Source organism: Variovorax sp. LjRoot84 (assembly GCF_964254305.1).
Lineage (GTDB): Bacteria > Pseudomonadota > Gammaproteobacteria > Burkholderiales > Burkholderiaceae_C > Variovorax.
Genome location: NZ_CAXUTE020000001.1, coordinates 551,338 through 570,386, shown reverse-complemented (window position 1 = coordinate 570,386; position 19,049 = coordinate 551,338). Strand labels below are relative to the sequence as shown.

General features: G+C 68.9%; 19 protein-coding genes. 11 read left to right on the top strand and 8 right to left on the bottom strand.

Features of this window, described 5'->3' with window-relative positions; genetic code table 11:
* Positions 1–18: 18 nt before the first annotated feature.
* Complete coding sequence (locus ACSQ9I_RS02980) at positions 19–570, bottom strand: hypothetical protein (RefSeq protein ID WP_093105125.1); 552 nt, start codon at positions 568–570, stop codon at positions 19–21.
* A gap of 205 nt (positions 571–775) precedes the next feature.
* Between ACSQ9I_RS02980 and ACSQ9I_RS02975 the strand changes: the two genes are divergently transcribed.
* Positions 776–2,353, top strand: coding sequence for a WS/DGAT/MGAT family O-acyltransferase (locus ACSQ9I_RS02975; protein ID WP_436312237.1), 1,578 nt, complete (start codon positions 776–778; stop codon positions 2,351–2,353).
* On the opposite strand, the gene selD is transcribed toward ACSQ9I_RS02975, so the two are convergent.
* Positions 2,343–3,404: a selenide, water dikinase SelD gene (selD, locus tag ACSQ9I_RS02970; RefSeq protein ID WP_436312236.1), complete on the bottom strand. Its 1,062-nt coding sequence runs from the start codon at positions 3,402–3,404 to the stop codon at positions 2,343–2,345. The two genes, ACSQ9I_RS02975 and selD, sit on opposite strands and share 11 nt — an antisense overlap.
* A 25-nt stretch (positions 3,405–3,429) precedes the next feature.
* Positions 3,430–4,389 carry a selenoneine biosynthesis selenosugar synthase SenB gene (gene senB, locus ACSQ9I_RS02965; RefSeq protein ID WP_093105460.1) on the bottom strand — a complete coding sequence of 320 codons (960 nt, stop codon included), beginning with the start codon at positions 4,387–4,389 and terminating at the stop codon, positions 3,430–3,432.
* Here senB and senA point away from each other — a divergent pair.
* The 7 genes from senA to ACSQ9I_RS02930 all read left to right on the top strand — a co-directional run bounded on the left by senA (position 4,382) and on the right by ACSQ9I_RS02930 (position 10,263).
* Positions 4,382–5,602 (top strand): selenoneine synthase SenA, encoded by a 1,221-nt coding sequence (senA, locus tag ACSQ9I_RS02960; protein WP_436312235.1) that lies wholly within the window; start codon positions 4,382–4,384, stop codon positions 5,600–5,602. The two genes, senB and senA, sit on opposite strands and share 8 nt — an antisense overlap.
* A gap of 32 nt (positions 5,603–5,634) precedes the next feature.
* On the top strand, positions 5,635–6,498 hold the full coding sequence (locus tag ACSQ9I_RS02955) for a putative selenate ABC transporter substrate-binding protein (protein ID WP_436312234.1): 864 nt from the start codon (positions 5,635–5,637) through the stop codon (positions 6,496–6,498).
* A 16-nt stretch (positions 6,499–6,514) separates the two neighbouring features.
* Positions 6,515–7,354, top strand: coding sequence for a phosphonate ABC transporter ATP-binding protein (locus ACSQ9I_RS02950; protein ID WP_436308469.1), 840 nt, complete (start codon positions 6,515–6,517; stop codon positions 7,352–7,354).
* Positions 7,351–8,184, top strand: a complete 834-nt coding sequence (locus ACSQ9I_RS02945) for a PhnE/PtxC family ABC transporter permease (protein ID WP_436312233.1) — start codon at positions 7,351–7,353, stop codon at positions 8,182–8,184. Before ACSQ9I_RS02950 ends, ACSQ9I_RS02945 begins: the two co-directional genes overlap by 4 nt.
* A gap of 5 nt (positions 8,185–8,189) precedes the next feature.
* On the top strand, positions 8,190–8,999 hold the full coding sequence (gene phnE / locus ACSQ9I_RS02940) for a phosphonate ABC transporter, permease protein PhnE (RefSeq protein WP_436312232.1): 810 nt from the start codon (positions 8,190–8,192) through the stop codon (positions 8,997–8,999).
* Positions 9,000–9,021: 22 nt separating this feature from the next.
* Positions 9,022–9,936: an arginase gene (gene rocF, locus ACSQ9I_RS02935; RefSeq protein ID WP_436294418.1), complete on the top strand. Its 915-nt coding sequence runs from the start codon at positions 9,022–9,024 to the stop codon at positions 9,934–9,936.
* Positions 9,937–10,035: 99 nt separating this feature from the next.
* A complete protein-coding gene (locus ACSQ9I_RS02930; RefSeq protein WP_093105107.1) occupies positions 10,036–10,263 on the top strand; it encodes a hypothetical protein in 228 nt (75 codons plus the stop codon).
* Positions 10,264–10,267: 4 nt separating this feature from the next.
* Here the strand turns inward: ACSQ9I_RS02930 and ACSQ9I_RS02925 are convergent, their stop codons facing one another.
* The 4 genes from ACSQ9I_RS02925 to ACSQ9I_RS02910 all read right to left on the bottom strand — a co-directional run bounded on the left by ACSQ9I_RS02925 (position 10,268) and on the right by ACSQ9I_RS02910 (position 15,918).
* A complete protein-coding gene (locus ACSQ9I_RS02925) occupies positions 10,268–10,879 on the bottom strand; it encodes a DUF2242 domain-containing protein (protein WP_436312231.1) in 612 nt (203 codons plus the stop codon).
* Between the two features lie 104 nt (positions 10,880–10,983).
* Positions 10,984–11,601 (bottom strand): nucleoside/nucleotide kinase family protein, encoded by a 618-nt coding sequence (locus ACSQ9I_RS02920; protein ID WP_436312230.1) that lies wholly within the window; start codon positions 11,599–11,601, stop codon positions 10,984–10,986.
* The gene (locus tag ACSQ9I_RS02915; RefSeq protein ID WP_436294415.1) at positions 11,598–12,869 is read right to left on the bottom strand and encodes a Glu/Leu/Phe/Val family dehydrogenase; all 1,272 of its coding nucleotides are present in this window, start codon (positions 12,867–12,869) and stop codon (positions 11,598–11,600) included. Before ACSQ9I_RS02915 ends, ACSQ9I_RS02920 begins: the two co-directional genes overlap by 4 nt.
* Positions 12,870–12,954: 85 nt before the next feature.
* Positions 12,955–15,918 carry an L-glutamate gamma-semialdehyde dehydrogenase gene (locus tag ACSQ9I_RS02910; RefSeq protein WP_436312229.1) on the bottom strand — a complete coding sequence of 988 codons (2,964 nt, stop codon included), beginning with the start codon at positions 15,916–15,918 and terminating at the stop codon, positions 12,955–12,957.
* 93 nt (positions 15,919–16,011) lie between these two features.
* Here ACSQ9I_RS02910 and ACSQ9I_RS02905 point away from each other — a divergent pair, with 93 nt between their 5' ends.
* Both ACSQ9I_RS02905 and ACSQ9I_RS02900 read left to right on the top strand, forming a co-directional pair.
* Positions 16,012–16,491 (top strand): Lrp/AsnC ligand binding domain-containing protein, encoded by a 480-nt coding sequence (locus ACSQ9I_RS02905; RefSeq protein ID WP_093105092.1) that lies wholly within the window; start codon positions 16,012–16,014, stop codon positions 16,489–16,491.
* An 88-nt stretch (positions 16,492–16,579) separates the two neighbouring features.
* Positions 16,580–17,275 carry a hypothetical protein gene (locus ACSQ9I_RS02900; protein WP_436302622.1) on the top strand — a complete coding sequence of 232 codons (696 nt, stop codon included), beginning with the start codon at positions 16,580–16,582 and terminating at the stop codon, positions 17,273–17,275.
* Here ACSQ9I_RS02900 and ACSQ9I_RS02895 read toward each other — a convergent pair.
* Positions 17,268–17,963 (bottom strand): YggS family pyridoxal phosphate-dependent enzyme, encoded by a 696-nt coding sequence (locus ACSQ9I_RS02895; protein WP_093105086.1) that lies wholly within the window; start codon positions 17,961–17,963, stop codon positions 17,268–17,270. The two genes, ACSQ9I_RS02900 and ACSQ9I_RS02895, sit on opposite strands and share 8 nt — an antisense overlap.
* A gap of 39 nt (positions 17,964–18,002) precedes the next feature.
* On the opposite strand from ACSQ9I_RS02895, the gene ACSQ9I_RS02890 reads away from it, so the two are divergent.
* A complete protein-coding gene (locus tag ACSQ9I_RS02890) occupies positions 18,003–19,046 on the top strand; it encodes a type IV pilus twitching motility protein PilT (RefSeq protein ID WP_093105083.1) in 1,044 nt (347 codons plus the stop codon).
* The last annotated feature ends 3 nt before the right edge of the window (positions 19,047–19,049 follow it).

Sequence of the window (19,049 nt, the reverse complement as noted above, 5' to 3'; positions counted from 1 at the left end):
GGCCGGCCGCCACGGGCATCAGGCCTTGCGCGTGGTGCTGCGCACGGCGCGGCGCACCACCGGCTTGGCCTTGGCCTTCACGGTCTTGACGACCTGGGCGGCGCTCGTGTCGCCGGCCACGCGGCTTTCGATCTGCTTGGCACCGGCGGCGATCTTGTCGGCGATCTGCACCGAAACGTTGGCGATCGGCATGTGGACGCTGCCCAGCGTGTTCAGCACCGAGCTGCCGAGCGGCGACTCGACGCGCGCCGCGACCTTGGCGACCGACTCGATGCCGCTCGTGGTACCGGCGGCGACACGGTCCATCACCGAGACCACGCGGCCGGTGTCGATGTCGAGGCGGTTGGCCAGGAAGCCGTTGATCTTGTCTTGCGCGCCGATCAGGCGGGCCTTGATGTCGTCGTTCAGGAGCGGCAGTTGGCGTTTGCCGAGGAAGGCGCTGTAGCGCGAAGCGGCGCCGTTCAGCAGCCGATGCGCGCCGGTGCGGTAGGCGCTGACCAGCGTCTTGCCGGCCTCGTTGTACTGACCGACGACATGGATGGCGGCCGTGGAGATGTTTTGCGTGGACATGGTGGTTTCCTGGTGAAGTTGATGAGGCTCATCTTCTTCGCAAAGGCCTAGGCCTGAAAAACTAGAACGGTTCGAAAGTTAGTCCAACTGCCCCAATTTTCTTCGGCCCCCGCGATGCTACGACGAGACGCCCTCGGGGCTTACCCGCTATCCGGCGCCTCCCACATTGCCGATCATTTTGACGCGCAAGACACAGGACACCCGAATGAAACACCTGAGCGGCCTCGATGCAACCTTCCTCCACACCGAGACGCCGGAGACGCCCATGCACGTCGGCGGCCTGCACCTGCTGGAGCTGCCCGCCGGCTACAAAGGCGATTTCTACGAGGACGTGAAAGCGCACATCGCGAGCCGCATGCACCTCTCGGAGATCTTCACGCGCAAGCTCGCGCTGATGCCCTTCGAGCTCTCCAACCCCGTCTGGGTCGAAGACGACGATGTCGATCTCGACTACCACGTGCGGCGCGTCACGCTGCCGCGACCCGGCACGATGCGGCAGCTGGAGCAGTACGTGGGCCGCCTGCATTCGACGCTGATGGACCGCAGCCGGCCGCTGTGGGAGTTCTTCGTGATCGACGGCCTGCAGGGCGGCGGCATGGCGATGTACTCGAAAGTGCACCATGCCGGCATCGACGGCCAGGCCGGCGCCGCCTTCGCGCAGGCGATCATGGATCTGACGCCCCATCCCGACCCCATCAAAGCGCCGCGGCAGATCGCGCGGCGCAGGAACTACCAGCTCGGCGTGGCCGAACTGGCGGGCGCCGCCTTCACCAACACGCTGCAGCAGTACGTGAAGCTGGTGAAGACGCTGCCCGACATGGCGCGCGCGGTGCGCAGCCTCATCGTCCCGCAGCCGACCAGCGAGGGCAGCAAGGCCTGGGCGCTGCCGAAGAATCTCAACGTGCTCGGCCCGCGCACGCCGCTCAACGTGGCAATCACCAACCAGCGTTCCTATGCGGTGCGCTCGATCCCACTGGCCGAAGTCAAGCAGGCCGGCAAGAAGCTCGGCGCCAGCCTCAACGACGTGGTGATGGCCATCTGCGCCGGCGCGCTGCGGCGCTACCTGTCGGACCACGGCAAGCTGCCGAAGAAGCCGATGAGCGCAGCCATCCCGGTCACGCTGCGCGCGCCGGGCGACACTTCGTCGAACAACCAGGTCTCGATGACCGTCATGACGCTGGCGACCGACGTCGCCGATCCGATCGAGCGCATCAAGGTCATCTCCGAATCCTCGGCCGCCGCGAAGAACCTGATGGGCAGCATCAAGGCCGCGATCCCGACCGACTTCCCTTCCTTCGGCGCGCCCTGGCTGATGTCGGGCCTGGCCTCGATGTACGGCCGCTCCCGGCTGGCGGACCGGCTGCCGCCGGTGGCCAACGTGGTGATCTCGAACGTGCCGGGCGCGCAGACCGCGCTCTACTTCGCGGGCGCCAAGCTCTTGACCTACTACCCGGTGTCGATCCCGAGCCATGGCATGGCGCTCAACATGACGGTGCAGAGCTACAACGGCATGCTGGACTTCGGCCTGATCGCCTGCCGCCGCGCGGTGCCGGACGTGGAGGACATCGCGGACTACCTGCTGGAAGAGCACCACGCGATCCTGGCGCGCATCAGGTCGCTCGAGGCCGCCGAGGCGACCCCGCATCTGGCAGCCGCCACGGCGGCCAACGCCGCGAAGCCGCTCAAGGTACCTGCCCGCAAGAAAGCCGCGCCCGCCAAGACCGCGGTCCGCAAGGCGCCGGCGCGCAAGAGGACGGCGACCGCTGCCGCGGCTACGCGCTGACGCGCAGGCCGGCCGGCCCGGCTTCCATGCGGCCGATCACGCGCGCGGCTTCGAAGCCCTGCGCATGGAACAAGGCCAGCACCTCATCGACGGTGTCGGGCGCGCAGCTCACGAGCAGGCCGCCCGAAGTCTGCGGATCGCTCAGCAGGTCCTGCGCCACCGGCGGCAGCGCCGCATCGAGCTGCACCTCGGCGCCATAGCCGGCCCAGTTGCGCCCCGAGGCGCCGGTCACGAAGCCCTGCGCCGCCATTTCGGCGACACGCGGCAAGAGCGGCACCTGCGGCCAGTCGATCAGCGCCCGGAGCCCGGCGCCGCGCGCCATCTCGAGCGTGTGGCCCGCCAGACCGAAGCCGGTCACGTCGGTCAGCGCATGCACGCCTTCGAGCGCGGCCAGCGCGATGCCGGGCTTGTTGAGCCGCGTGGTGTTGGCGATCAGCTGCGCATAGCCCTCGGCATCGAGCTTCTCTTTCTTCAACGCGGCCGAGAGCACGCCCACACCCAGCGGCTTGCCGAGCACGAGCAGGTCGCCGGCCTTGGCATCGGCGTTGCGCCTGACCTTGTCCGGATGCACCAGGCCCATCACCACCAGGCCGTAGATCGGCTCGACCGAGTCGATGGTGTGGCCGCCCGCGATCGGGATGCCGGCTTCGCGGCAGACCGCCTGGCCGCCGCGCACGATCTCGCCGATCACCTCCACCGGCAGCTGGTTGACCGGCATCGCGACCAGCGCAAGCGCCATGATCGGCGTGCCGCCCATCGCGTACACGTCGCTGATCGCATTGGTCGCCGCGATGCGGCCGAAGTCGAAGGGGTCGTCGACGATCGGCATGAAGAAATCGGTGGTGGCGATCAGCGCCTGCTCGTCGTTGAGCCGGTAGACCGCCGCATCGTCGGCGGTCTCGATGCCGACCATGAGCTCGGGCGGAATCAGGCCCCCGCCGCTGTTGCGCAGGATTTCCGACAACACGCCCGGCGCGATCTTGCAGCCGCAGCCGCCGCCGTGGGAGAAGCTGGTGAGCCGGATGGCTGGAGAGAGGGTGCGATCGTTCATGGAGGGCTTTCGTGGGTCGCAAAGATTATGGTGGCGCGAGCAGATCGCGCAGCAGGCGCCGCACGCTTTGGCGTTCGGCCTGTGGGGTGAAATCGGGTTCGCGCAGCGCGCACTGTGCCGCCAGGCGTGCCGCGAACGCGGGTTCCGACACGAAGCGCTGCATCAGCGCGGCGAGGGCCGCATCGTCGCCGGCGGCGAAGCAACCCTCATAGTCTTCGCCCAGCAATCCCAGATTGCCGCCGATGCGGCTCGCCAGCACCGGCACGCCGGAACGCACGGCCTCGATCACCACCTGCGCGCCGCCCTCGATGCGGCTCATGTGCACCAGTGCGCCGGCGCGCGCGATCCAGCGCCGCGCGGCTTCGCGCGGCAGCCCGCCGAGCCACCGGTAGTGCGGGCACTCGGCCATGGTGCGGCGCGCCGCTTCGCCCAGCTCCGGCGCCAGCGCGTCGCCGATGTGCGCGATGCGGATCGGCGTCTCCGGAGGCAGTCGGCGCGCCGCAGCCATCAGGGTGAGCGGGTCTTTCTCGTCGCGCAGATGGCCGACCGCCACCAGGTCGAGGCTGCGGGCGCCGTCGCGGCGGCGCATGCGGCTGGCCGATTGCAGGATCACGCGGGCCTTGGTGCGTTCGCCGGCACCAAGGCGATCGAGCGCATCGGGCTGCAACACCACGAGTTGGCTGGCACACTGGAGCGAATGCTGCGCTGCCTTGCTCTCGTCGATGTCGCGGTACACATCGGTGCCGGTCAGGACCAGCGCGATCGGGCAGTCCGGTCGCGCGGCCCGCAGGCGTGCGATCGAATCGGCGGAACGGCGCGCATGCAGCGCGATCATCGCGTCGCAATGCCCGCCGTCCCACGTGCGTGCAATCTCGACCTCGGCCACCCCCGACAGGAACTGCGCCCAGCGCGAGGCGGTGCGCCAGTTGCCGTTGTTGGCATCCGCCAGTGCCGGCGTAACGATCAGGACCCGGGGTTTGAGCACCGGGCCATTCTGGCAGGGCGGCGCGTCCTGCGTGACCATGGCTGAGGCGCGAACCCTCGCCGGCGAAGCGCTCGCGGCCGCGCTGCGCGAGAGCCGCGCGCGCACGCGCGCCTGGACCTTCGACCTGAGCGATGCGCAATGGCGCGTGCCTCAGCAACCCGGCGTAAACCTCGTCGCATGGGAGCTGGCGCACCTCGCATGGTTCGCCGAATTCTGGGTGCTGCGCGGCCCGCACACGGTCGATACCGACGGCTGGGTGCAGGCCAGCGAGCCCGCTCGCCTGGCGGGCCCCGATGCGCTGTTCGACTCGGCGCGCCTTTCCCACATCGCGCGCTGGGCTGCGCCGCTGCCCTCGCGCGACGAACTCGGCGCGCGGCTCGACGCGCAACTCGACGCCTGCCTCGCCGCGCTCGCGCAGCAGGACGACAGCGACGAAGCCCTGTACTTCCACCGCCTGGCGCTGTTCCACGAAGACATGCACGGCGAAGCCTTCGCCTGGCTGCGCGCGACGCTGGGCTACGGCGCACCCGCAGGCCTGGCCCTGCCGCGCCTCGCCGCAGCGCCCGCGATCACGGTGCCCGCTGCGCAGGTTCGCATCGGCTGGCCGGCAACCCGCGGCGGTTTCGCCTTCGACAACGAGCTGCCGGAGCATCCTGTTCCCCTGCCCGCCTTCGAGATCGATGCCACGCCGGTCACGGCCGGCCAGTACCTGCGCTTCGTCGAGGCCGGCGGCTACGACGATCCGGCCTTCTGGCCCGGCGATGCAGGCCGTTGGCGCGCGGCGCAGTCGCGCAGCCATCCCGCGCGCTGGCGCCGGCAGCCGCAATGGCAGACGCGATGGTTCGACCGCTGGCTGCCGCTAGACCCCGACCAGCCCGTGATCCACCTCAGCGCCTGGGAGGCCGAAGCCTATGCGCGCTGGGCCGGGCGCCGCCTGCTCACGGCCGCCGAATGGGAACATGCGGCCGCCTCGCAGCCCGACTTCGCCTGGGGACACAGCGTATGGGAATGGACGGCCAGCACTTTCGAACCCTACGCGGGTTTCGCGGCCGGGCCCTATCGCGACTATTCCGCCCCCTGGTTCGGCGACCATCGCGAGTTGCGCGGCGGGGCCTTCGCCACCCATGCGCGGCTGCACGACCTCCGCTACCGCAACTTCTTCCAGCCCGATCGCAAGGACGTCTTCGCGGGCTTCCGGACCGCCGCTCCTTAAACTGCAGCCCTCCCTCCAACCGGCAGCGCGCCATGAAACGACAACTCCTCCAGCTCGCCCTCTTCTCCCTGCTCGCATTCGCCGCCGGCACGCCAGTCCATGCGCAGAGCGGCGTACTGCGCGTGTCGGCCATTCCCGACGAGGCGCCCACCGAGCTGCAGCGCAAGTTCAAGCCGCTCGGCGACTACCTGAAGAAGGAGACCGGCCTCGACGTGCAGTTCACGCCCGTCACCGACTACGCCGCGGTGGTCGAGGGCCTGGCGACGAACAAGATCGACCTGGCCTGGCTCGGCGGCTTCACCTTCGTGCAGGCCAAGCTGCGCACCAACGGCGCGGCCGCGCCGATCGTGCAGCGCGCCGAGGACGAGAAGTTCACCAGCAAGTTCGTCGTGCCGACCGACAGCAAGGCCAAGACGCTGGCCGATCTCCGAGGCGCCACCTTCGCCTTCGGTTCGCCCTCCTCGACCTCGGGCCACCTGATGCCGCGCTACTTCCTGCTGCAGGCCGGCATCAATCCCGACAAGGACTTCAAGACCGTCGCGTTTTCGGGCGCGCACGATGCCACCGTGGCCTTCGTGGCCGCGGGCCGGGCCGAAGCCGGCGTGCTGAACGCCTCGGTGATGGACAAGCTGATCGAATCGGCCAACCCCAACGCCGCCAAGGTGCGCGTGCTGGCGACCACGGCGCCCTACTACGACTACAACTGGACTGTACGACCCGGCCTCGATGCCGCGACGACGAAGAAGCTCGCCGATGCCTTCCTCAAGCTCGACGCGGCGAATCCGGAGCACAAGGAGATCCTGGCGCTGCAGCGCGCCTCGAAGTTCATCCCGACCAAGGCCTCGAACTACGACGGCATCGAAGCCGCTGCCAAGTCCGCCGGCCTCATCAAGTAAGGGCTTGGGGCAGCCGTTGAACGCCGAAGCCGCGCTGGCGCTCGAGGATGTCGGCCTCGTGCATCCCAACGGCCAGCGCGCGCTGCAAGGCGTGACGCTGGCCGTCGAACGCGGCGCACGCGTGGCCGTCATCGGTCCATCGGGCGCGGGCAAGACCAGCTTGCTGCGCATCGCGGCGACCGCGCTGCGCGCGAGCGAGGGCCGCGTCGAGCTCCTGGGCGCGCGGCCATGGCAGCTCGGGGCCCGGCCGCTGAAGGCGCTGCGCGCACGCATCGGCCTCGTCCACCAGGCGCCGCCGATCCCGCCGCGCCTGCGCGTCATCACGGCAGTGCTCGCGGGCCGGCTCGGCGCCTGGTCGAGCGCTCGCGCGCTGGTCTCGCTGCTGGTGCCGAGCGACATCGCCGGCGCGCAGGCCGCGCTCGCCCGGCTGGACCTGGCCGACCGGCTGTTCGATCGCTGCGACCGGCTTTCGGGCGGCCAGCTGCAGCGCGTCGGCATGGCGCGCGTGCTCTACCAGGCGCCCGAACTGATGCTCGCCGACGAGCCGGTCTCCGCGCTCGACCCCGCGCTGGCCGACATGGCGGTCGGCGAACTGATCGCGCAGAGCGAAGCCACCGGCGCGACGCTGGTGGCCTCGCTGCATGCGGTGGACCTGGCCTTGAAATGGTTCGATCGCATCGTCGGCCTGCGCGCCGGCGTGGTGGTGTTCGACGCACCGGCCGCGGCGGTCAGCCGCGCGATGCTGCAGGAGCTCTACGCCACCGAAGGCGGCGTGCTGCCGACCCAGGCACAGGGCGGCTTCAACGACATCGAACGCGGCAGCCGCGAGCCCGTGCTTCCGGCCGCCTGCCGATGAGTGCCGCGAGCCCGCCCGCAATGCGCGATCCGCTCGCACGCCGGCGCCTCGGCGCGCTGCTGCTCGGGTTGCTGGTGTTGTGGCCGATGCTGGTGATCGCAGAGTTCAAGCCGCAGGCGCTGCTGGCCCCCGCCAGCCTGCGCGTGATGGGCGGCTTCCTGGCCGGCTTCCTGCCACCGGCGCTGTCGGCCGACTTCCTCGGCCTGCTGGCGCGCGCGACGCTGGAAACCCTCGCCATGGCCACGGCCGGCGTCGCGCTCGCCTTCGTGCTCGCCGTGCCGCTGGCCTTCGCGGTGACGCAGGCGCTGTCGATCTCGCGCATCGGCCCCGGGCCGGGGCGCTGGCGCGGCCAGGCGGTGCGCACGGCAGCGCGCGGCGTGCTCACCCTGCTGCGCGCCATCCCCGAAGTGGTTTGGGCGCTGGTGCTGGTGCGCGCCCTCGGCCTCGGCCCGGCGGCCGGCGTGCTCGCGCTGGCGATCACCTACGGCGGCATGCTTGGCAAGGTCTACGCGGAGATCCTCGAGTCGGGCGACACGCGGCCCGCGCGGGCGCTGCTGGAGGCCGGCAGCGGGCGCGTCGCCGCGCTGTTCTACGCCCTGTTGCCGGGCGCCGCGCAGGAGCTGGTCTCCTACACCGTCTACCGCTGGGAATGCGCGGTTCGCGCCTCGGTCGTGATGGGCTTCGTCGGCGCAGGCGGGCTCGGCCAGCTGATGGACCAGTCGATGAAGATGCTCAACGGCGGCGAGGCCAGCAGCATCCTGATCGTGTTCCTGCTGCTGGTGCTGATGGCAGATGCACTCAGCGCAGCGCTGCGAAAGTGGCTGGCGTGAAGCCTATGCAGCCGTCAGCCTCGGAGCGCGCGCGGGCCGCCGGGCCCTGCCTCGGCTGCATCTCGGCGGCTTCCGCGGTGGCGATCGCGGTGGTCGCAAGCTTCATCTACCTCGGCATCGACTTCCGCGCCCTGTTCGCGCGCGAGTCGATCGCGGCGATGGCGAAGTTCATCGCCGAGTTCTTCCCGCCCGACCTCTCGCCTGCCTTCCTGGCCAAAACGGCCTGGGGCGCGCTGCAGACGCTCGCGATGTCGGCGCTCGGAACGCTGCTCGCGATGCTGGGCGGCGCCGCCTTGGCGCTGCCCGCCTCGGGGCGCTTCGGGCTGGCGCTGCGCCAGGCCTCGCGCTTCGTGCTGAACTTCCTGCGCAGCGTGCCCGAGCTGGTGTGGGCCGCGCTGATGGTGCTCGCGGCCGGGCTCGGCCCCTTCGCGGGCGTGCTGGCGCTCGCTTTGCACACCACCGGCGTGTTCGGCCGGCTCTTCAGCGAAACGCTGGAGAACGTGCCCGAAGCGCCGGAGCGCGCGCTGCTCGATGCCGGCGGCGGCGCGGTCGCGGCCTTCGCCTACGGCAGCCTGCCGCTGGTCTGGCCCCAATGGCTGGCTTATACGCTGTACCGTTGGGAGATGAACATCCGCATGGCGGCGGTGCTCGGCTTCGTCGGCGCCGGCGGGCTCGGGCAGATGCTGTACTTTCATCTTTCGCTGTTCCAGCAGGCACAGGCGTCGACTGTGATCGGCGCCATGTTCGTGCTGGTTTTCATCGTCGACAGCGCGAGCAGCCGACTGCGCCGCGGACTGGCTCCGGCCTACGCCTGATACCCATCGGAGGTTTTTTCCAATGAACACTCCCACCATCCAGCTGATCGGCGCGCCCACCGACATCGGCGCCAGCGTGCGCGGCGCCGGCATGGGGCCCGATGCGCTGCGGGTCGCCGACATCGCCGGCACCCTCGCGCGACTCGGCTTCGCGATCGTCGACCGCGGCAACCTGGCCGGGCCGGCCACGCCCTGGACCGAGCCGGCGAACGGGTTGCGCCATCTCGACGAGGTGGTGACCTGGAATCGATCGGTCTACGCCGCCGTCGACGAGGCGCTGCGTGCCGGCCACCTGCCGCTGCTGATGGGCGGCGACCACTGCCTCGCGATCGGCTCGATCAGCGCCATCGCCTGGCATGCGCGCCAGCGCCGCAAGAAGCTGCGCGTGCTGTGGCTCGACGCGCACTCCGACGTCAACACCGAGCGCACCAGCCCGAGCGGCAACATCCACGGCATGCCGGTCTCCTGCCTGCTCGGCCACGGGCCGGCGGCGCTGACCGGCTGGAGCGGCGAGGCCGCAGCGCTCGAGCACGACGCGATCCGCTTCCTCGGCATCCGCAGCGTCGACGCCGACGAGAAGGCCGCGATCCGCGCGCTCGGGCTGCACGTGTTCGACATGCGCCACATCGACGAGCACGGCATGCGCACGACCATGACCGAGGCGTTGCAGGACATCGACGAAGACACGCACCTGCACGTGAGCTTCGACCTCGACTGCCTGGACCCCGACTACGCGCCGGGCGTCGGCACCGGCGTGCGCGGTGGGCCGACCTGGCGCGAGATGCAGCTGTGCATGGAGATGATCGCCGACACCGGCCGGCTGGGTTCGCTCGACGTGGTCGAACTCAATCCGGCGCTGGACGTGCGCAACCGCACGGCGGAAGTGGCGGTGGAACTGATCGAGAGCCTGTTCGGCAAGTCGACACTGGTGCGCTGAGGGAGCGCAAAAGCCACCGGAGCGTGACTTTTTCACCCCCGCCAAATAGACACATAGTCTTACATTCTTTAGTACTCATTTTGAAAACGGAGTACCGAGATGGACGTACGAAAGATTGGCTTGCTGGTGGAACAACCCTTTGACGGTTCCTATTACTGGGTGATTCACGAGGACGTGCGCCACGACGGCCATTTCGAGCCGCTGCACCGCGCCGACCGCGCCTTCGCCACCTATTCCGCGGCGCTGGCGCAGGGCTACGGCGTGCTGCAGCGCCTCTGCGGATTGACTGGTCTGCCGGCCTACGCGGCGCGCTCGGTCGCGCTTTGAGTTCTCAACCTCGGGAAGGCGACAGGGGCAGCGGCGCGTCGGTGCTCGGCTTCGGCGGCTCGGGCGGCGCGACCGGCGTGACCTCGACCGATTCGGGCACGAGAAAGCGGTCGATCAAGGCAAAGAAGCGGTCGTAGAAACGTTCGTCGGTCAGCGTCTCGCTGGCCACCTTGACCAGCGCATCGTCGCTGGACGAGAACGGCAGCGACAGGGAACCCAGCGCGCCCACGCCCACGCTCGCCGAGTTGTTGACCTTCTTCAGGCTGTAGCGGTCCTGCAGCGCGCTGGCGAAGGCGACCGTGCTGTTGGCGCTGCCCTCGCGCGCGCAGACCACGCGCAATTCGACCTCCACATGCACCTCGCCGGTCGGCTGGAAGCTCTTGCGGCCGGCCACCAGGTCGGCATTCGCCGCCGTCACCAGATAACCCTGGCTCAAGAGCGCGCGCCGCGCGGCCTCGCAGGTCTGCGCCTGCGTGGCGCGGAAGACGCGCGTGTGCGTGGTGGTCGAATCGAACTCCTCGGGATCGTAGGAGACGCGCTTGGCAGGCGAGATGCAGCCCGCCAGGAGAAGCGAGAACAGCAGCGCGGTGGCGGTGCATGAAGACGAAAGGCGCATGACAGGCATCGAAGCATCGGAATGGGCGAGCCGCAGATGCTAGCGGCATGCCACCGGCGTAACCGGCTTCTTTTGGACGTCCCGATCCGCGCCGCGTTCCCGCCTCAGGCGTCGCGATGAATCACGCGGTGCGCCCGGCCGCGCGTGGCGGCGATGCGGCGCGCGTTGGGCTCGTCCGTGTCTGCCACCCAGGCCAGCGCGGCTTCGCGGCTGCGGCCGAACTGCTGGTGGCGCTGCACCAGGCGCTCCGTGCGCAGGCCGTCGTCGACTTCCACGTACCAGACCTCGTCGAGCAAGGGCGCGACCTCGGCCCACGGGCCTTCCTGCAGCAGCAGGTAGTTGCCTTCGGTGATGAGCAGCTGCGTCTGTGGCAACACCGCGATCGCAGCTGCGATCGGTTCCTCGATCTCGCGGCGGAATTCGGGCGCGTAGACGATCTCGTCCTCGCGCTGCTCGCGCAGGCGCCGCAGCAGCGCGACATAGCCCGCGGCGTCGAAGGTGTCGGGCGCACCCTTGCGATCGGCCCGGCCCAGCCGCTGCAGCTCCGCGTTGGCCAGGTGGAAGCCGTCCATCGGCACCACCTGCGCGCGCCCGGGCAGGGCCTGCCGGAGCGCCAGCGCGAGCGTCGACTTGCCCGAGCCGGGCGCCCCGACCAGGCCGAGCAGCTTGCGCCGGCCATCGGCCAACAGGGCATCGATGTGCGCGCTGTAGTCAGGCGTCATGGATAGAGGCCGCGTTCCTGCCGTGCCATCAGGATGCGCTCGCAGGCCACCGCGAAGGTCGCCGTGCGCAGCGTGATCCTGTGCTTGTCGGCCGTGTCCCAGATGTGGTTGAGCGCGTTCATCATGATGCGGTCGAGCCGCACGTTGATCTCGTCCTCGTCCCAGAAGAAGGACGAGAAGTCCTGCACCCACTCGAAGTAGCTCACCGTCACGCCGCCTGCATTGCAGATCACGTCGGGCACCACGAGCACGCCGCGCTCGGCCAGGATGTCGTCGGCCGTCGGCACGGTCGGGCCGTTGGCGCCTTCGAGCACCAGTTTGGCAGTCGTCTTCTGCGCGCGCTCGGCGGTCAGCTGGCCTTCCAGCGCGGCCGGGATCAGGATGTCGCAGGGGATTTCCCAGAAGGCCTCGTTGTTGATGACGTCGCCGCCCTTGAAGCCCACCACGCCCTCGGTGCGCGAGAGCGGCACCAGTTCTTTCAGATCGAGGCCCTTGCTGTTCACGATGGTGCCGGTGTGGTCCTGCACCGCGACGATCTTGGCGCCGGCCTCGGCGAACAGCTCGGCCGCGACCGAGCCCACGTTGCCGAAGCCCTGCACCGCGATGCGCGCGCCGCGCAGCTCCAACCCGAGGCGCCGCGCCGCCTCGCGGCCGGTGACGAAGACGCCGCGGCCGGTGGCCTTGACGCGGCCCAGCGAGCCGCCCAGGTGCAGCGGCTTGCCGGTGACCACGCCGGTGGCGGTGCCGCCGACGTTCATCGAGTAGGTGTCCATCATCCACGCCATGATCTGGGCGTTGGTGTTGACGTCGGGCGCCGGGATATCTTGCTGCGGGCCGATGATGATGCCGATCTCGCTGGTGTAGCGACGCGTGACCTTCTCGAGTTCCTGCAGCGAAAGCTTCTTCGGATCGACGCGGATGCCGCCCTTGGCGCCGCCGTAGGGCAGGTTCACCGCGGCGGTCTTCACCGTCATCCAGGCCGACAGGGCCATCACTTCTTCGAGCGTCACGTCGGGGTGGAAGCGCACGCCGCCCTTGCCCGGGCCGCGCGACATGTTGTGCTGCACGCGGTAGCCCTCGAAGTGGGCGATGGTGCCGTCGTCCATCTCGATCGGCACGTCGACGATCAGCGCGCGCTTGGGGCGCTTGAGCGTCTCGACCCAGCGGGCCAGGCCGCCCAGGTAGGGAACGACGCGATCGACCTGCGAGAGATAGGTGCCCCACGGGCTGTTGGCGGTCGGTTGAACGTAGGACAGATCGGCGCTCATGGCACTCCTGGTTGCTGTTGGGATGCGGCGGACGATAGCTGCGCGGCCCCCGCTGCGCCATGGCCTATGCGCGTTGCGTTGCCCCTTATGCGCTTGCGGCAAGCAGCGCGGCATTGCCGCCGGCCGCGGTGGTGTTGATGGTGAGCGTCTGCTCCGCGCAGAAGCGCAGCAGGTAGTGCGGCCCGCCCGCCTTCGGGCCGGTGCCGCTCAGGCCCTCGCCGCCGAAGGGCTGCACGCCGACCACCGCGCCGATGATGTTGCGGTTGACGTAGATGTTGCCCACGTGGGCGCGCGCAGCCATGGCCTGGGCACGGCTGTCGATGCGCGTCTGGATGCCGAGCGTGAGGCCGAAGCCGAGCGCGTTGATCTGGTCGATCACGGCCTGCGGCTCGCCCGACCAGCGCACGATGTGCAGTACCGGGCCGAAGATCTCGGTCTTCACGCGCTCGATGGAGGGCAGCAGGTAGGCATGCGGCGCGATCAGGTTGGCCACCGCCGGTGCGGAGGACGCCGGCGCGACCAGCACGCGGGCTTCCGCGTTCAGGCGCTGCAGGTGGCGCTGGATGCCCTCGAAGGCTTCGCGGTCGATCACCGGGCCGACGTCGGTCGCGAGCTCGGACGGGTCGCCCGCCGCAAGCTCCTGCGCCGCGCCGCGGATCATCTCGATCACGCCGTCGGCGATGCTCTCGTGCAAGAGCAGCAGGCGCAGCGCCGAGCAGCGCTGGCCGGCCGAGCGGAAGGCGCTCTGCACCACCGCATCGACCACCTGCTCGGGCAGCGCGCTGGAGTCGACGACCATCGCGTTGATGCCGCCGGTCTCGGCGATCAGCGGCACGATCGGGCCGTCTTTGGCGGCCAGCGCGCGGTGGATGATCTTCGCCACCTGGGTCGAGCCGGTGAACACCACGCCGGCCACACCGGGCGCCGCCACCAGCGCGGCGCCGACGGTCTCGCCGGGGCCGTGCAGCAGTTGCGCCGCATCGGCCGGCACGCCTGCGGCGTGAAGCAGCCGGACGGCTTCGAGGGCGACGGCCGGCGTCTGCTCGGCCGGCTTGGCCAGCACCGTGTTGCCGGTCGCGAGCGCGGCCGCCACCTGGCCCAGGAAGATCGCGAGCGGGAAATTCCAGGGGCTGATGCAGACCCAGGGCCCGCGCCCCGTCAGCCGCAGTTCGTTGCTCTCGCCGGTGGGGCCAGGCAGCACGACCGGCCGCATGACGCGCTCGGCCTCGTCGGCGTAGTAGCGCAGAAAGTCGACCGCCTCGCGCACCTCGGCGACCGCATCGCCCCAGGTCTTGAAGGCTTCCTTGACCAGCAAGGCGCAGAAGCGCGGCAGCTCGGCATCGAGCGCATCGGCCGCGCGGCGCAGCACCGCGGCGCGCTGCGCGACCGGGGTCTTGCTCCACGTGCGATAGCTGGCCGCCGAAACGGCCACTGCATCGGCGGCTCGCTGCGCGTCGAACTCGGCCACGGCCGGCACGGTGCATTCATCGTAGGCGGCAAGAAGCGGCGCACGCATCGATTCGACCGCAAGGTCCACACCGTTGCTGTTGCGGCGTGCCGGCGGCGGACCGTAGAGCGTGCTCGGCAGCGGCAGCGAGGCATCGCGCTCCAGCCACAGCGGCGAGACCAGCAGCTCGTCGATCGCGATCGCCTCGTCGCCCAGCTGGTTGACGAAGGAGGAGTTGGCGCCGTTCTCCAGCAATCGGCGCACCAGGTAGGCCAGCAGGTCTTTGTGCTGGCCTACCGGCGCATAGATGCGCACCGGCGCGGTGGTGCTCTTCATCACCTCGCGATAGACGCCCTCGCCCATGCCGTGCAAGCGTTGCAGTTCGAAAGGGGTGTCTCCGGCCATCTGGAGGATGGCCGCAATGGTCCCCGCGTTATGCGTCGCGAACTGCGGATAGACCGCATCGGGCGCGGCCAGCAGCGCGCGCGCGCAGGCCAGGTAGCTGATGTCGCTGTGGTGCTTATGCGTGAACACCGGGTAGTGCGGCAGGCCCAGCTCCTGGGCGCGCTTGATCTCGGCATCCCAGTAGGCGCCCTTGACCAGGCGGCACATCAGGCGCAGCCGATACTTGCGGGCGATCGCGGTGATGTGCTCGACCAGTTCCAGCGCGCGCGTCTGGTAGGCCTGCATCGCAAGGCCGAAGCCGCGCCATTGCGGACGCTCGGCCGCCACCTTGGCGGCCAGCACTTCGAACACCTCGAGCGAGAGCTCGAGCCGGTCGACCTCCTCGGCGTCGATGGTGAGGTTGAGATTCGCATCGGCCGCGAGTTCGCACAGCTCCCACGCGCGCGGCACCAGTTCGCGCATCACGCGTTCGCGCTGGGCATCTTCGTAGCGCGGATGCAGCGCGCTGAGCTTGATCGAGATGCCGTCGTTGTGTTCGGGCGTGCCCCCGCTGTCGGCGCCTGTCGCGATGGACCGGATCGCGTTGACGTAGCTGTCGAGGTAGCGAAGCGCATCGGCATCGGTGCGCGCGCCCTCGCCCAGCATGTCGTAGCTGAAGCGCAGGGCCTCCTGCTTTCTGTGCGCCGATCGGGCCTCGGCCATCGCCTCTTCGATGGTCTGGCCCAGCACGAACTGGCGGCCCAGCAGTTGCACGGCGCGCAGCGTGGCGGCCACCACGGTGCGCGCGCCGAGGCGGGCCATCAGGCCGGGCTCCGATCCGGGGTGCCCGGGGTCGGGCAGGAACCTCTTCGACAGCGCGATCGCGGAGGAGGACAGGCGCGACAAGGTCGAGTCGGCGGCACCCTCGAAATCGGCGCGGCCCAACTGGTCTGCGGTGAGCGCGATGGCGGTCTCGGCATCGGGCACGCGCAGCAGCGCTTCGGCCAGGCGCATCAGCGCCAGGCCCTCGGCGCTCGAGATCGGGTACTCGCGCAGCAGGCTTTCCATGGCCCAGAAGGGCGGCGGCCGGTCGCGCACGGCCCGCACCCAGGGTGCGGCGACGGCGGCGGCCGCGGTCCAGTCGAGCGCACCCTTCAGGGCGGCGAGGCGGTGCGAAACGATGTCGGCTTCCGGCCGATAGGGGGTGGGCAGGCGCATGGGAAAAGCTCCGGTATCGATGCAGCGATGGTCCGCCTTTCGCCGCCGAGTTATTCACCAAATATCGGCCTTTCGCTGGATAATTCTCCAGTCATGAGCACTGAAGCAGCCAGTCTGGATCGGATCGATATGAAACTCCTGAAGATTCTTCAGGAGGATGGACGCATTTCCAACCTCAAGCTGGCCGAGACCGTCTCGCTATCGCCCACCGCCGTGCTGGCGCGCGTGCAGCGGCTCACGCGCGAGGGCTTCATCCAGGGCTACGAGGCCCGGCTCGATCCGCACAAGCTCGGCCGCGGCTTCACCGTCTTCGTCGAGGTGCTGCTCGACCGCACCACCCCCAACGTGTTCGATCAGTTCAAGGCCGCGGTGCAGGTGCGCGACGAGATCATGGAATGCCACATGGTCGCGGGCGGCTTCGACTACCTGCTCAAGACGCGCATGGCCGACATGGCGGCCTACCGCGAGTTCGCGGGCACGGTGCTGTGGCAGCTGCCGGGCGTGCGCGAGACGCGGACCTATGCGGTGATGGAAGAGGTGAAAAGCAGCGCGCGGATTCCACTCTCGATGTGACTTGCGGCCAGTGCGCGCGCACAATCCCCGGCGGCGCAATCGCCATTGCGCCGCAGTCTTGGGCCAGGAGCAACCAAGAGCGCAAAGCATGAAAGAGATCTTTGAAAGGCTCGTCGGTCTGATCCCGACCTACTTCGAGGCTCTTTTTCCTCTGTTGACCGGGCCGAAACGCTTCATCGCCGAACGTCTTTCCAGCGACGAATCGGCGACGCAGAAAGCACTGATCTTCCTGGCGATTTCCTTTGCGATCGGCTGGATCCTGAAGATCCCCTTGAGTCGGGGCGACCCCTTGCTCGAGCTCGGCACCGACAGCGTGTTTGCCCTGATGAACGTCCTGGCGTATGGAACTGCGCTGTACCTGGCGTGGCGCATCGCCGGAGGCAGGGCGGGACTTCAGAAATTCCTGACCATCCACTTCTACTACGCCGGCGTTCTCCTGCTCCTCGCGACAGGTCTTTATCTGGGCTTTGCCGGGACGGTCAGGGCCTTCGATCCCGCTCTGTTCAAGGAACTGCACGACGCCGCATACGCTGGCAATCTTGCGGCTTTCCTCATCGAGAACAAGGAGCGATTGCTCGCAAGCTCCGCCTACCGGGCGTCGCTGCTGGTGCAATTCGCCGTATTCGGCGCCATGCTCGCGTGGATCTTTGCCGGATGGGGCGCCTATCGAGAGCTGAATCGACTCTCGCGGCTGCGGTCGATGGGGGCCGGCCTCTTGTTCTTCGTCTTTTGTTTCCCTGTGACGGCATTTATCTTTGTGGTGGGGAACGCCCTCGTCAAGTAGACACCCGCCCCCCGAAGATCGCCGTCCCCACCCGCACCATCGTGCTGCCGGCCGCGACCGCGGCTTCGAGGTCGGCCGACATGCCCAGCGAAAGCGTGTCGAGCTCGAGGCCCGCCGTGCGCAATGTCTCGAAAAGCACCGCCGCATGCAGGAACACCGCGCGCTGCGCCTCGAAATCCGGCGCCGGCTCCGGGATCGCCATCAGCCCGCGCAGCCGCAAGCGTGGCAAGGCCGCCACAGCCCGCGCCAATTGCAGGGCCTCCTCGGCCGGCACGCCGGATTTGTTGGCGCCGCCGTCCACGTTGACCTGCAGGCACACCTGAAGCGGCGGCAGATGCGCCGGCCGCTGCTCGGCCAGGCGCTCGGCGATCTTGAGGCGATCGACGCTGTGCACCCAGTCGAAATGCTCGGCCACGGGCCGCGTCTTGTTGCTCTGCAGAGGGCCGATGCAGTGCCATTCGAGCTCGCTGCGCAGATCGGCCAGTGCCTGGATCTTGGCCACCCCCTCTTGCACGTAGTTCTCGCCGAAGGCAATCTGTCCGGCGGCGCGGGCCTCGCGCACGGCCTCGGCGGGGAAGGTCTTGGACACCGCAAGCAAGCGCACGCTCGCCGGATTGCGGCCGGCCGCCGTGCATGCCGTCACGATCCGGGCCCGAACTTGCTGGAGCTTGTCACCAATCATCGTCATAATCGTCAAAAGCGTATCAAAACGTCACCGAGGAGCTTCGTGGACATCACCCAACTGCTGGCCTTCAGCGTCAAGAACAAGGCATCGGACCTGCATCTGTCGTCCGGCCTGCCGCCCATGATCCGGGTCCATGGCGACGTGCGGCGCATCAACGTCGACGCGCTCGATCACAAGGCGGTGCACGCCATGGTGTACGACATCATGAGCGACACGCACCGCAAGCACTACGAAGAATTCCTCGAGGTCGACTTCTCGTTCGAAATCGACGGCCTGGCGCGCTTCCGCGTGAACGCCTTCAACCAGGCGCGCGGCGCGGCGGCGGTGTTCCGGACCATTCCTTCGAAGATCCTCACGCTGGAGCAGCTCAACGCGCCGAAGATTTTCGGCGACCTCGCGCTCAAGCCGCGCGGCCTGGTGCTGGTGACCGGGCCCACCGGCTCGGGCAAGTCGACCACGCTGGCGGCGATGGTCAACTACCTGAACGAAACCGAGTACGGCCACATCCTGACGGTGGAAGACCCGATCGAGTTCGTGCACGAGTCGAAGAAGTGCCTGATCAACCAGCGCGAAGTCGGGCCGATGACGCTCTCCTTCGCCAACGCGCTGCGCTCGGCGCTGCGCGAAGACCCGGACGCCATCCTGGTCGGCGAAATGCGCGACCTCGAAACCATTCGCCTCGCGATGACCGCGGCCGAAACCGGCCACCTGGTGTTCGGCACGCTCCACACCTCCTCGGCCGCCAAGACCATCGACCGGATCATCGACGTGTTCCCCGGCGAGGAGAAAGAAATGATCCGCGCCATGCTGTCGGAGTCGCTTCAGGCCGTGATTTCGCAGACACTGTGCAAGACCAAGGACGGCCAGGGCCGGGTGGCGGCGCACGAGATCATGCTCGGCACCTCCGCGATCCGGAACCTGATTCGCGAAGGCAAGGTCGCGCAGATGTACTCGACGATCCAGACCAGCAGCGGCCAGGGCATGCAGACCCTCGACCAGAACCTGACCGACCTGGTGCGTCGCAGCGTCATTTCCGCGGCCGAAGCGCGCGGCAAGGCCAAGATTCCCGAGAATTTCCCGGGCTGAAGA